Raw genomic sequence first — 14,762 nt, forward strand, 5'->3', positions numbered from 1 at the left:
ATTCTCTTATTTCAAATCTTTTTATCAAAATCACTCCCTTGCTCCATCACAAACAAAAGAGGAAATGATTAAAGAAAAAACACCTCGTATAAACGCTCTCAAGTACCAAGAGCTTTCGTAATCCTAAAAGCTAAATAATAAATGGCGCCATTTTATACCTTTATGAAATAAAGATGGGGAGCCTTAACGCGTTTTTTTCATTCATGAAAGCTTTTACATTCTACACTCGAGAAACATCGTAAAATGAATTCGAGCATGCTGAGAAAGATTTACTTAAACAAGCATATGAATACAGTAATACAATAGATGTTCTGTAATATTCCGTTTTGAGCGTTCTGCTTTACATGAAAAATGTGCCCCCATTAGAGAACGAAAGTAACAAAAGCATGAAGCAATGGATAATCTCCATTTCACGACAGCACCCATAAATGCTATAATGAGAACTCCATTGAGCAGCCTTATCTTTACACTTATGAAAGAACAAGCCGGCACCATCACATACTTTGCCATCTCCCAATTTTACGACAGCCCTTAACACTTGAGATGATGAGGTATTTTAGTCCTTTCTTATATAGTTTCACTCGACACAGGCTCCCCCATCTGTAACATGCAAACGAATGGTTTTGATTGATCAATATAAATAGATTTGAAATAAGAGAATCCTACAATAGTAGAGATTCTAAAGCGAATAACGGCATATTATCACTATAAATCAATATGTTATTATTTATAAAATTATAATTACGGGCGCTTTTGAAAATTCTAGAGCCCATAAATAAGGACGACAACGATAAATGCTCATTTTAACCTTTACGCTCCCAAATGAGTCTATGTTCTCGTCAAAGATAAATAAAATAGATATATGCAATACTCTTGCCCTAATCTAACATACAAAAGCAAGTACGACTCGTACAGCACTAATACATCTTATGAACGCTGCTTCATAAAGTTTTAAGGTCAAATAACATCAAAAACACGACCTTCATTAAGCCCACATAGCTTCACTTTATATGGCACTATATTGCACTGATTTTAGAAAAAGCATAGATCAATATCAATTTGAACCCGTATAAAATTGGATATTTTGGGTGTACAGCTAAGCATTTTCAGCCCCTATAATCAGCCATTATAAAAAAATCCGCCTATCAAAAGGATACTGTCCCTAAAACAAAAAAGGAGTAAAAGCCGAAATGATAGCGCCCTCGAATAAGAGAGACGCTTCTGCTGGTTCCAAAACAAAGATATTTTTTCCCGTGGCTCTGCTTAATGCAATGCACATGTATCATATTCTGCTGCTTGGATGCTTATTCTGAATAGATAGTATTAAAGTAAAGCACCTTAAGCTAAAGGGACCTTCACTTTATGCGATACTGGTTTTAGAAAAAACTTTGCGGATCAATATCGATTTGAACCCGAACGGAACTGGGCATTTTGGGTGTACCGCTAAGCATTGCACGTATAAACCCTTGTATATCAAAAGAGCGCTGTCCTTGCAGCAAAAGCCGAAAACGATAACGCCCCCGAACTAGAGCCAAAGGCGCTTCTGCTGGTCCCATAACCGAGATATTTTTCTCCCGTGGCGCTGCTTGACGCAATGCACGCGCATAATATTCTGCTGCTTGGCGCTGCTGTGCAGATACAATCAAAGAGGCAAGCCGCCCATAGGGAGGCAAATGATAATGCTGACGCGCTGCAATTTCACGTGTGTAAAAATCTTCTGGCTGGCATGAAAGTAAGGCTTTGATGACCGGATGATCTGGTTGATAAGTTTGCAATAATCCTAAACTTTCCAATCCCACACGCCCTGCTCTTCCGGTAACTTGAGAAAGCAGCTGGTAGGTACGTTCACTTGCGCGTAAATCGCCATTGGCAAGACCAAGATCAGCATCAATAACGCCAACCAAAGAGAGCTTGGGAAAATGATGTCCTTTAGCGACCAACTGTGTTCCAATAATAATGTCCACATCGCCATTTGCAATAGCTTGTAATTCGCTTCGCAATTGCCCAATCCCTCCTTTGAGATCTGTTGAAAGAATCAATGATCGCGCTTGAGGAAAAAGCATTTGTGTTTCTTCTGCAATTCTTTCCACACCCGGTCCACAAGCCACGAGATGATCTAATGTCCCGCATTCAGGACAGGCTTGAGGAAGTGGTTCATGATATCCACAATGATGACATTTCAATTGCCCTTGCGCACGATGTTCTACCAACCAACTTGAACAATCAGTACAATGAAAACGATGTCCGCAAATTCGGCATAAAGTTAAAGGTGCATAACCACGACGATTAAGAAAAAGAAGAGCTTGTTCGCCCTTATCAAGCGTTTGTTTTAAAGCCCTTTCAAGAGCAAAGGAAATAAAGCGCCCCTTTTGCACCCCTCCTTGGCGCATATCAACCACCCGCAACTGTGGAAGTGCTACTTCTTTAAAACGGGAAGGTAAATGCACCTTTTGATAACGCCCTTTTAAAACATTGGCTTGGCTTTCAATCGACGGTGTAGCTGAAGATAAAATAACAGGAAAATGCTCAAAAGAGCCCCGTGCAACAGCCATATCACGCGCATGATAAAAAATGCGCTCTTCTTGTTTATAAGCGCTATCATGTTCTTCATCGACAACAATCAAGCCAAGCTCATGAAAGGGAAGAAAAAGCGCTGAACGAGCCCCCGCAACGACACGCACCCGCCCTTCTGAAACTTGCCGCCAGACGCGTTCTCTACGACGTGGCGTCAAATCAGAATGCCATTCTGCTGCCGCAGCTCCAAAGCGTGCATAAAAACGATCTAAAAACTGCTGTGTTAAAGCAATTTCCGGTAATAAAATTAAAACCTGCTTGCCCCCTCTGAAGGCTTGAGCAACCGCTTCAAAATAAACCTCTGTCTTTCCTGATCCCGTAACACCATCAAGCAAAAAAACTTGAAACTGAGAAGATAAAACACCTTCTCGCAACATTGTTGCTGCTTCATTTTGCGCTCCCTGCAACTGAGGGGGACAAAAGTCAGGATCAGGCATTGCCACAAGATCAGGAGCAGGAACTATAACATCTTCAAAAACCCCTAACGCTTTTAAACCTTCAACAACAGAAACCGAAGTTCCAGCCGCATGCGCAAGACCAGAACGTGTCCATATCTTCTCATTACGCACCAATTCCAAAACCCGTGATCGCGCTGGTGTAAGACGTTCTACATTTCCACCACAATATCGCAAACCCAACATCTGTGCTTCCGGCTCTAAAGCAGCCGGTACAGACAAAACCAATCGCGCCACAAGACCAAAAGGCGCCATTGTATAGCGACTAACAAAACGCAAAAATGTAATCATTTCTGCCTTTAATGGGGGACAATCAAAAACATGAAGCAGAGAGCGTAATTTTTCACGCGCCACCGAACCAGCCCTTTGCCCATCTGCTGCCTTCTCTCCAACATCCACAACAAAACCGCAAAGCTCACGCCCCATCACCGGAACCCGAACAAAGGAACCAACGTTCACCTCCATAGAAGATGGAACTTTATAACTATAAGCGTGAGCAACAGGAAGAGGAACCAATACGGATACAATCTCTTCCTCTATCACGTTTGAATGCATCTTTTAAACCAATCTACGACCTCTTGAGCACCAACAGGTCTACACCTTATCTTTAAACACTCTTATAAAATTCATTGCGGGATTCAATCTCTCCCCCTATCACAACACTTTTCTCACAAAAATTCTTTTTAATACTCATTTCATCACCAAAGTGCCAATAAAAGAACCAATCTCATCCTCTATAACAAAAAACTTTATAGCAAAAAAACCAGCGCCATTCTTCTGTGTAAATAAAGCTCATCACTATAAGCATTCAACATGATATTGTAAGTGCGCTCTTCAACAAAGCTATCCCATACTGTAACTTCTTCCCAACACACACGTTTATTTTTTTACCGTCTTATATCTCAATTTATCTTCAACAAACTGATTTATAAAGATATAATCATCATTTTACCTATTGTAATAAAAACCCTCAATACGATGAATTTTTCTCATTTCAAACCCATCGAGGAACATTTGTAAATCCTTATTGATGAGAGAGTCTCCCATGATTTGAATTACAGGGAGAATAGTATTGCAAATGGAACCGTTACAATATTCACCTTGGCTTTGTGCCAAAACGTGGAAACACGTGCGTACATCTTTCAGCTTGATTGAGAATCAAGCAACAATACAAGCAGCACAAAAGCGTACTGTTGAAGAATGGGTAGCACAGAATAAATCAATGTATTGACCATAAAAAACACTTCATGTGTAAAATTTTACATGCCTTCTTCAATGGTGTTTTATGATAAAATAAATCCATTCGCTTCTATTAAAAATGAGGTTAAACCTACCCCCTGAAAAAGGGAGGTATCTTATGATGCACTCTCAAATATCAAGAGCAATCGCAAATAGGAAATGAGCAAAGTGTGTGATAATGCTAGCTTATTTTCATAAGTATAAAAATACCGCTACGCAAAGATGCCAATACGCAAAAATGTTGGTACGCAATGAACTCTATGCCTTATCACGAGCAACGATATAAAATAGGTATAGAAACAATAAGTAATATTTCTTTACTGAAAACGAGTACATGGTTAACATCATAGCATTCTTGTTCTTTACACAGAGATTAATTCTTTCTCTTGCTTTTGCAGTCAACAATAGCGCATAACAAAAAGTAGGATAAAAGCTAAAAAGAAGAGGTTAGATATGAAATTTTTTGTGGATAGCGCCAATATCGAAGAAATCCAAGAGTTACAGAATTTAAGCCTTGTTGATGGTGTCACCACCAATCCCTCTCTTATCCTAAAATCAGGACGCAATATTCTTGATGTTACAAAAGAAATTTGTGCTCTCATTAGCGGACCTGTTTCTGCTGAAGTTGCAGCAACAGAATTTGAAAGCATCATGAAAGAAGCGGCTGTTTTAGCAAAGATTGCTGACAATATTTGTATCAAGCTTCCTTTAACACTCGATGGATTAAAAGCCTGTAAAGCCCTTACAGAAGAAGGACTAAAAACAAATCTCACACTTTGCTTTTCTGCCAATCAAGCCTTACTTGCAGCCAAAGCAGGCGCGACATTTGTTTCGCCTTTTATTGGTAGACTTGATGATTGCGGAAATGATGGAAATGAATTGCTTCATGAAATTCGCACAATCTATGATAACTATAACTTTAAAACACAAATCTTGGCCGCTTCAATCCGCACCGTTAATCATGTCAAAGAAGCAGCACTCAGTGGTGCTGACGTTGCAACAGTTCCACCAGCAATCTTAAAAGCACTGGTCAAACACCCTCTCACTGATAAAGGGTTGCAAATATTTCTCAACGACTGGAAAAAAACAGGACAAAATATTGCTTAATATCTAGAATTTTTATTGGAAAGATCTTTTGAAAGTAACAAAAAAATCTGTTCAGCCAACTCTTCAGCAACACGTTTTTTTGCGTCTTCTTCTGCTTGCATCGTTGCATATTCTTGACGAAGTCGGTCAAAAGATGCATTCATCATTGCTGTTCCTTTTGCAACAAGAGTATTTTTCATATCCTGCAAAGTGTAAGAAGCTCTGCTCATAACAGTTCCAACAGAAGGTCGTCCTTTTCGTTTTTTCTCGAAATCAACCTCTATCTGCATAGATTCTCTTGTAGATACGGATATCTGCAATGCCAATCGATAAACCGGCGCAAAAGGTTTACCACCATTTCCATACAAAAGAAACAGCAGATGATTGCGCACCATTTGACCAAAACGATCCGAAGGCTCTTCCACAACAATAGAGGCAAGCTTTTGCGCAAGCCCCAAAGAAGCTTGCCCAGAAACAGGATTCCTATAGGAAGCAGAATTCATTGTCATTGCACTCTGCAACTCTTGACGATAAAGCGGTTCAACTTTGCATCCACACAACAGTGTGAATACACCAGCTAAAACGACAAGAATCAAACTTTTAAAAAACGACATTTACAATCCTTTGTGGAACAATAATGATTTTTTTCACAGGCTTTTCAACCAGCTGTGCCTTTACAAAATCTAAAGCCAAAACCGCTTCTTTAATCATCGTTTCATTTGCTGTTGCTGCAACGCTCACCTCACCGCGTTTTTTACCATTAATTTGTACTGGCAAAGTATAGCATTCCGCAACGGTTAACGCACTGTCATAAACAGGCCAAGCAAGCGCAGACATTAAAGTTTTTCCCCCTAAAGCAGCATGACATTCTTCTGCTAAATGAGGCATCATCGGTGCAATCATGGCAAGAAAAAAATCCATGGCTTGACGTAAAGAAGCTTTCATTTCATCGTCAACACTTGCTATCTTGTTGAGCAACGGTGCCATAATATTCAAGAATTCATAAAGGCGTGCAATAGCCCGATTAAAAGCAAATTTTTCCAAATCATCTTCTACAGCGCAAAGCGTACGATGTGCAGCCTTTGAGAGTTCCAAAGCCGCCCCCTGATGCCCTGCACAAGGCGCTACATCCTTTAAAACAGAAGCACTCAAAGCTACACAACGCCAAACACGCTGTACAAAGCGATGAGCTCCTTCAACACCAGATTCTGTCCAGATGACATCCCGATCAGGGGGAGAATCTGACAACACAAACCAACGCACAGTATCAGCGCCATAGGATGCGATAATATCATCAGGATCAACGACATTCTTTTTGGATTTCGACATTTTTTCAATCGAACCAATCATCACTTCACTTTGATCGGTCAATTTGTAAGCCTGTCGTTTTCCATCTTTTTCAACAATGGAAATTTCTGCTGGAGAAACCCACCCTTGATCATCCCGATAGGTTTCATGAACCACCATACCTTGGGTAAAAAGCCCCTTAAAAGGCTCATCAACAGTCACATGACCGATCAATTTCATGGCACGCATAAAAAAGCGTGCATAAAGAAGATGCAAAATGGCATGCTCAATTCCACCAATATATTGTTGCACAGGCAACCATTCAGAGATTGCTTGTTTGTCGACAGGTTCCTGCGCAAAAGGGGCCGTAAAGCGTGCATAATACCAAGAAGAGTCAACAAATGTATCCATGGTATCGGTTTCACGTTTGGCAGGTTGACCACAGGAAGGACAAGTAACATTCTGCCATGTTCCATGCCGTGCAAGAGGATTTCCAGGTTGATCAAAAGTAACATCATCAGGCAACACAACCGGTAAATCAGTACGCGGTACTGGAACCACTCCGCAAGATGTACAATGGATCATCGGAATGGGGCACCCCCAATAACGCTGCCGCGAAATCCCCCAATCACGCAAACGAAATTGCACTGTTTTTTTCCCTTGCGGTTGCCCATTGAGCATTTGTTTTTCAAGCCTTTTGGCTGCTTCTTCAAAAGCTTGTTTAGGTGTCAAACCATCCAAAAAGCTAGAATTGATCATCACACCATCACCCGTATAAGCTGTTTCAGCAATGACAAGATCTTCTGCTTGCTCTCCTTTTGGCAAAACCACCGGTTTTATTGGAAGATCATATTTACGCGCAAAATCGAAATCTCTCTGATCATGAGCCGGACAACCAAAAACAACCCCTGTTCCATAATCCATAAGCACAAAATTCGCGATATAAACAGGAATATGTACTGTTGAATCAAAAGGATGAACTGCCAAAAGGGGCGTGAGAAATCCTTGTTTTTCAGCTGTTTCAAGTGCTGCCGTTGTCGTTCCACCACACCGACAGTTTTCGATAAAAGCACTCAACGCTTTATCTTTCTTTGCCAAAGCTTGTGCAATAGGATGATCAACAGACAGAGCTAAAAAAGAGGCGCCAAAAAGTGTATCAGGACGTGTTGAATAACAAACAACCTCATTAAACATCTCACAAACATCATCAACACCACTTGCATCATCAGCATCCGCACTCGTCTTTAAAGCCCAACGAATCAGCAAACCTTGTGATTTTCCAATCCAATTTTTTTGCATCGTGCGAACTTTTTCCGGCCATTGTTCCAGCTCCTCAAGCCCAGCCAAGAGATCTTCACTAAAATCGCTAATTTTGAAAAACCACTGCGTCAATTCACGCTGTTCCACCAACGCACCAGAACGCCATCCCCGCCCATCAACAACCTGCTCATTTGCCAAAACGGTGTGGTCAACAGGATCCCAATTCACCTTAGCCACTTTACGCGCAACCAAACCCTTTTGATAAAAATCAAGGAACAACATTTGTTGACGATGGTAATATTCCACATCACAAGTCGCAAATTCACGCGTCCAATCTAGTGAGAGCCCTAATTGCTTTAATTGCCCACGCATCACAGCAATATTCTGATAGGTCCAAGTTTTAGGATGCACTTTACTTTGCAGAGCAGCATTTTCAGCCGGCATACCAAAAGCATCCCAGCCCATAGGATGAAGCACATTAAAACCCTTTGCCCTTTTATAGCGTGCCACCACATCCCCCATGGCATAATTGCGCACATGCCCCATGTGAATACGGCCTGACGGATAAGGAAACATTTCTAAAACATAATATTTTTCACGAGCATCTTCTTGAACAGTCTGAAAAATTTTCTTTTCATCCCAAATTTCTTGCCATTTTTTTTCTCTCGCACGTGGATTATAGCGTTCGCCTATATTATAATATCCAATCGTCATTCCCATTATACTCTTTTAATAAAACAGAACCAAAAACTTGTTTTATTATGCTTGACCATGGATTAACCTCATCGTCAACATTTTCGTGAAATATTTCCCTAAGTATTTTATAAAACTCTTAAAAAAACGACCAACTCTTGAACAAAAAAGGTAAAGCACAAAAATATGAATACACAAACGCCCCTCGATGCCCCTTCCATTGAAGCATGGCAAAACCTTCAAAAAGACATTGCTGAAACATGTCAAGAGCTACAACGCCCTGTAGAAGAAATTGAACTTATCGCTGTTTCAAAAACTGTTTCTGCCGCTGATGTACGTCCCCTTTTGCAAGCAGGCCAATCTTTGTTTGCAGAAAACCGCGTACAAGAAGCGGCACAAAAATGGCTCGGGTTACGTCAACAATTTGAAAATATTAAACTTCATCTCATTGGTCCCCTACAATCAAATAAAGCCGCTGAAGCTATCAAAATTTTTGATGTCATTCAAACGGTTGATCGTGAAAAAATAGCCAAAATTTTGGCGGAAGAAATGCAAAAACAAAAAAGGCATCTTCCTTGCTATGTTCAGGTTAACATTGGCTTAGAACCGCAAAAAAGTGGTGTCGCACCGCAAGAAGTAATCCCTTTTGTCAACCAATGCAAAAACAACTATGGACTTGATATCATCGGTCTTATGGGCATCCCCCCTGTCGATGAAAACCCCGGACCCTATTTCGCGCTCTTAGCAAAATTAGCAAAACAAGCAGATCTTCCAAAGATTTCCATGGGTATGTCCAGTGACTTCAAAACCGCTCTACAGTTTGGCTCTAACGTCCTTCGCATTGGCTCTGCTTTATTTGGAAAACGCCCTGTGTAAAGCAATTTCCCCTCATATAAATTCATTCCCCCTTCATATAAATTCCCATTGAAAATTCTACGAACAAGCCAAAAACAGCAGAAATGAGAAAAAATATTTCCTCCAATATCAATAAAAGAGCAATTCTAGCAAAAAAGATTCCAGTCCCTCTTTCATCCTGTTAGCAAAATTAGCAAAAAAGCTGGTTTCTCAAATTTCTCACTGGCTCATCCACAACACGTACAATAGCTTCAAAATAGCATTGCAATTTGGCTCTCATATTCTCGCATATTGGCTCTACTTCCCCTCCCCTCTGACCGCCTCTCCAGCAAAAGCAACATAAAAATAAATCCTTATATAAAGGCAAAATGATAAAAGAGGCATTGCGCATTCATGAAAAAACTGTCGCAAAATCAATAATTGTAAAAGAATATTCAGCCTCAGCTTCACAAAGGCTCTTATTAAAAACACGAATTCTCTTAAACTTCTCCAACACGCGTAAACAATTTCCCCACATGCCAATGGTGTAAAGCAGGCAAAAAGAGGCTTATGGCTGCATAATACAGTAACAAAACTCTTTCATGTAAGCCACTTGAGCAAAATAAACATCTAAAATGCCCAATAGAGCACCAAGAACCGCGCTAAATAACATGATAGTAATCTATAAGGTCCAACGATAGCATAAAGGCTTTCTATGCTTTACAGAGCGTAACATACGTTCAATATTCTCCTGAAAAATAAAAGAACGAATCCCGTGCATATGCGCATAATATATGCAGGCAAAACAATGGCAATGAGACCGATTTCAATAACGATATTTCTTTATCATTATTCCTTTATCGTTCGCATAAACAAAGAGAAAAAACTTCAACTTTTCAGATGCACATTTTTCTAATTTTAAAATTTAATTAAGAAAAAATATGGTGTAATTTATTGTATTTTAAAATATTATAAATAATATTATTATCTTATTAAGAATAATAATTTCATATATACATAATTTATATATTATTTATACATTATTTTTATTGTTATTTTTAAAGTTTATCTTTGATATTTCTCTAAAATACGTGATAGCCATTTGAAATGTATCATTGTGATACTACTTTTAATGTAGATAATTCAAGGAGGATTAAAATGAGAAATTTTGCTTCAGGTTTAACTTATACGATAAATGATTCAACACCTATCATTTATGGAAATGCATGTAGTACTAATGATTTTATGTATCACATAGGTGCAGGGGGGGGTGCATGGAGCTTTTGATGGAGGAATAGGCGGGGCATTTGGCGGTATGTCTGGAGGACCAGCGGGGGCGCTTTCAGGTGGACTCTTAGGTGCCGCAGGTGGATTCTTAGCAGGTGGTCTTTGGGCTTTTGGAGAAAAAGCTTGGGAGTGTTGGTTCTAATTTATAGAGAATAGCGACAAAGATATCTCTGAAATTAGTATTTTTGTAAATATATTCGAAAGAATATACCAAATATCTATGGACAAAATAATTTTCAGAGATATCTAATATATAAAATATTATAATCAGGATTTTTCTATAATGGATATTCTTTATAAAGTTGCAAGATTGTTCTTAATACTTGTTGTATTTATCCCTATATATGCTACTTTTGTTAAAATATTCGGTGGTTGGAGTTGGAAACTATCTATAATAACAGGATTATTTGTGGGAATTCTATTTTTTATTTCTGATAGTTTATGTAGATATTTTGGGTTATATTAATATTTATTGGATGAGTTCCGAGCACGCTGAATAAAGTAGCAACGATACTATTAATGAGAAATTATCATTTATAATGACAGATTTTGCTTATAAAATCATTGAATCGCTTATAGCAACATTTTTTTGGTTTAATATATCTTTTTTATTGTAATTTTATTTCTTATAGTTGGAAAGATTCTCTAAAAAAATCATTATTAATAAGCTCAATATTCTTTCTTGTTAGTCTTTTATTTAATTATATTGGGTTATATCAACTTTTGAGAAATATTTTATAATGTATATTTTTAAATATTAATATTATGTAGATACATATTTACAAATATGTATATTTAAGATAGTATTCAACGCTGTATGTTACAATCGCAACTTTTATGAAGGTACTTATAATGGATCCTATGTCTGTTAGCAATACTCTTATGACTATTAGTGATACTCTTTTCCTTATTTATTTTTTAGAAAAAATTTTGTTACATTTAGAAAATATCATAACGGCATTATAGTCAGTTATTATGTTCTTTATTTCTAATAACTTATTTATATATTTGTGTTTATATTAATTAAAAAACAGTCAAATCGATAAATTACCCAGCATGTTTATAACACTGCTTTAAAGGATGATATTTTTAGGGCGTGCACAATCGGATAGTTAACTTGATTTTTTCCTTTCCCTAAAAAATAAGCAAGAATTAATTTTAGATTTTCAATGCGTTCCTAGCCTTAGGTGGATCTTGAAGAAACATTTGTCCTTTCTCCCAATACCATTTCCTAGTATAATCAGTGAATGGCATAACGCAAAACACTAAGTGTCAGTATTTTACATTTATGGAAGTAATAAATCTGTAGTGTGGTAATATTCGCCCTTCGAAAATGACTTTACAAATAATGCCGATAATCTACGAATCCCCATCTCCTTTTAACTTTTATATGAATTTGTTTTTAAAATTTAATTTCTTATCGGCACATAAAGAGCTCTCTCACAACAATACGATCTTTTTGTATTTCTATACAATTTACAGCTCTTTATGACGATATACTTTGTCACACGTTACCCCCTAAAACAGCATAAAAAAGCTCTCTTAAAATATAAACGTAAAGACAAACACAGCTGATTTTAAAAATTGACTATTCTAATCTTTGTCATTTAGTCTAACCTCACAATGAAAAGCTTTTGGAAAACTCTGCCAAAAATATAAACATACGAAAGTATAGAGGCAAATTTTTCCAAACAATAAATTAAAAGAGGGACACATGACTGAAAAAATTTATCCAATATCAGAAGAAATCAAAAAAAATGCGCTTATCAATGAGGAGACCTATCAACAATGGTATCGAGAAAGCATCAATGATCCAGAAAGCTTCTGGGCAAAACATGGACGATGCATTGAATGGTTTAAACCTTATACAAAAGTAAAAAACACTTCCTTTAATGGAGATGTATCAATAAAATGGTACGAAGATGGAATAACAAATGTTGCCTATAACTGCATTGATCGCCACCTGAAAACCCATGGAGACAAAATCGCGCTTATTTGGGAAGGAGATAATCCTTATTTTGATAAAAAAATAACCTATAACGAGCTTTACGAACATGTTTGTCGTTTTGCCAATCTTTTGAAAAGTCGTGGCATTAAGAAAGGCGATAAAGTAACCATTTATCTTCCCATGATTCCCGAAGCAGCCTATGCTATGCTCGCCTGCGCCCGCATTGGTGCTGTTCATTCGGTTATCTTTGCTGGCTTTTCTGCTGAGGCAATAGTAGGACGCCTTGTTGACTGCGAATCAACCTTCATCATTACAGCTGATCAAGGCTTGCGTGGCAGCAAACGAATCAACTTAAAAGACAATGTTGATCATGCTATTGAGATAGCAGCGCGCCAAAACGTGCATGTGGACCAAGTCATGGTTATACGGCGGACTTGTGGACCCATTCAATGGATAAAGGGGCGTGATTTTTGGTACCACGAAGAGATAGCTCATGCCAAAACAGACTGCCCACCAGAACCAATGAACGCTGAAGATCCGCTTTTTATTCTTTATACTTCAGGCTCAACCGGCACACCCAAAGGTGTTTTGCATACCACAGCGGGCTATCTTGTTTATGCCGCGATGACACATCAATATGTTTTTGATTACCACCCCAATGAAGTTTACTGGTGTACAGCTGATATTGGTTGGATTACCGGTCATTCTTACTTGGTTTATGGACCTTTATGCAATGGTGCGACTACTTTAATGTTTGAAGGCACACCAACCTTTCCTGACAAAGGAAGATTTTGGGAAATTGTCGACAAGCATCAAGTCAATACACTCTATACCGCACCAACAGCTATCCGCGCTTTAATGGGAGCAGGAAATTCGTTTGTTGAACACTCAAACAGGACATCGTTGCGTCTTTTAGGCACGGTAGGAGAACCTATTAACCCAGAAGCATGGGAATGGTTTTATCATACAGTTGGAAATGACCGTTGTCCGATTCTCGATACATGGTGGCAAACGGAAACAGGAGGGCATATGATCACGCCCTTGCCTGGTGCAACCCCCCTCAAAGCAGGATCAGCCACACGTCCTTTTTTTGGTGTTCAACCCCAAATTGTTGATGCTCAAGGCAATATTTTAGAAGGTGAAGCAGAAGGCAATCTTTGTGTTATCGACTCATGGCCAGGACAAATGCGTACGCTTTATAAAGATCATGAGCGCTTTATTCAAACTTATTTTTCCTCCTATAAAGGAAGATATTTTACAGGCGATGGTTGTAGGCGTGATAGTGACGGCTATTACTGGATTACAGGGCGGGTTGATGACATTCTCAATGTCTCGGGGCACAGGTTAGGAACTGCTGAAATTGAATCAGCCCTTGTTTCTCATCCCGCTGTATCAGAAGCAGCCATTGTGGGTTACCCGCATCCCATTAAAGGACAAGGAATTTATAGTTTTATCACCTTAATGGAAGGGACAGCTCCAAATGAAGAGTTGCAAAAAGAGCTTATTAAACATGTAAGACAAGAAATAGGCTCCATTGCCATATTGGATAAAATTCAATTTGCCCCACAGCTTCCCAAAACGCGATCAGGAAAAATTATGAGACGTATTTTACGAAAAATCGCCGAAAACGATTTTGATACTCTCGGAGATATCTCAACTCTTGCCGAACCACAAGTTGTTGAAGATCTGATTGCTAACCGACAAAATTAAAGACCCCACGAAGAAATATAACATACGGTGGTTTTTGTTTTTCTGCTAAAATTATCCTAGCATTGTTACGAAAACCACCCATGAGAATAAAAAACAAAACAATTCATGGGAAGCTCAACAACTCTAACAACAAACGCCTTTCTTCATAACAATCAGAAACAATAGAAGAAAAAGCTTCACGGTTGGAAGATGCTAAGATTGGAATATAAATGCGAATAGGAATAAGAAAGTGAGATAAAAAGAGCAACATAGCTTTTTAAAATCGCCCAGTACCCACTCAATGCAAAAAAGCCTCTGAGAAAGAAGGAAAAATAGTTCTGATGTTTATGCTAGAATCACTTTGAAATTCCTGCTAAAATCATAAATAAAGCTAAAAAGAGAAAGTATAA

General features: G+C 38.5%; 8 protein-coding genes. 5 read left to right on the plus strand and 3 right to left on the minus strand.

Annotated elements, in window-relative coordinates; all coding sequences use genetic code 11:
- Positions 1–1,376 precede the first annotated feature (1,376 nt).
- The gene (locus U736_RS0105790) at positions 1,377–3,584 is read right to left on the minus strand and encodes a primosomal protein N' (RefSeq protein WP_015856990.1); all 2,208 of its coding nucleotides are present in this window, start codon (positions 3,582–3,584) and stop codon (positions 1,377–1,379) included.
- A 523-nt stretch (positions 3,585–4,107) separates the two neighbouring features.
- Between U736_RS0105790 and U736_RS12205 the strand changes: the two genes are divergently transcribed.
- The gene (locus U736_RS12205; protein WP_162147217.1) at positions 4,108–4,260 is read left to right on the plus strand and encodes a hypothetical protein; all 153 of its coding nucleotides are present in this window, start codon (positions 4,108–4,110) and stop codon (positions 4,258–4,260) included.
- Between the two features lie 461 nt (positions 4,261–4,721).
- Positions 4,722–5,375, plus strand: a complete 654-nt coding sequence (gene fsa / locus U736_RS0105800; protein WP_015856991.1) for a fructose-6-phosphate aldolase — start codon at positions 4,722–4,724, stop codon at positions 5,373–5,375.
- Here the strand turns inward: fsa and U736_RS0105805 are convergent.
- Both U736_RS0105805 and leuS read right to left on the minus strand, forming a co-directional pair.
- Positions 5,372–5,968: a hypothetical protein gene (locus U736_RS0105805; protein ID WP_015856992.1), complete on the minus strand. Its 597-nt coding sequence runs from the start codon at positions 5,966–5,968 to the stop codon at positions 5,372–5,374. The two genes, fsa and U736_RS0105805, sit on opposite strands and share 4 nt — an antisense overlap.
- Positions 5,955–8,615 carry a leucine--tRNA ligase gene (gene leuS / locus U736_RS0105810; protein WP_015856993.1) on the minus strand — a complete coding sequence of 887 codons (2,661 nt, stop codon included), beginning with the start codon at positions 8,613–8,615 and terminating at the stop codon, positions 5,955–5,957. The genes U736_RS0105805 and leuS overlap by 14 nt, the downstream gene beginning before the upstream one ends.
- A 165-nt stretch (positions 8,616–8,780) precedes the next feature.
- Here leuS and U736_RS0105815 point away from each other — a divergent pair, with 165 nt between their 5' ends.
- The 3 genes from U736_RS0105815 (at position 8,781) to acs (ending at position 14,373) form a co-directional block, all read left to right on the plus strand.
- A complete protein-coding gene (locus U736_RS0105815; protein WP_015856994.1) occupies positions 8,781–9,470 on the plus strand; it encodes a YggS family pyridoxal phosphate-dependent enzyme in 690 nt (229 codons plus the stop codon).
- A 1,228-nt stretch (positions 9,471–10,698) separates the two neighbouring features.
- Positions 10,699–10,857: a hypothetical protein gene (locus U736_RS12795; protein WP_244395826.1), complete on the plus strand. Its 159-nt coding sequence runs from the start codon at positions 10,699–10,701 to the stop codon at positions 10,855–10,857.
- Positions 10,858–12,429: 1,572 nt separating this feature from the next.
- Positions 12,430–14,373 carry an acetate--CoA ligase gene (gene acs / locus U736_RS0105825; RefSeq protein ID WP_026500439.1) on the plus strand — a complete coding sequence of 648 codons (1,944 nt, stop codon included), beginning with the start codon at positions 12,430–12,432 and terminating at the stop codon, positions 14,371–14,373.
- Positions 14,374–14,762: the final 389 nt, after the last annotated feature.

The sequence above is a fragment of the Bartonella grahamii ATCC 700132 genome (genome assembly GCF_000518085.1).
GTDB lineage: Bacteria > Pseudomonadota > Alphaproteobacteria > Rhizobiales > Rhizobiaceae > Bartonella > Bartonella grahamii.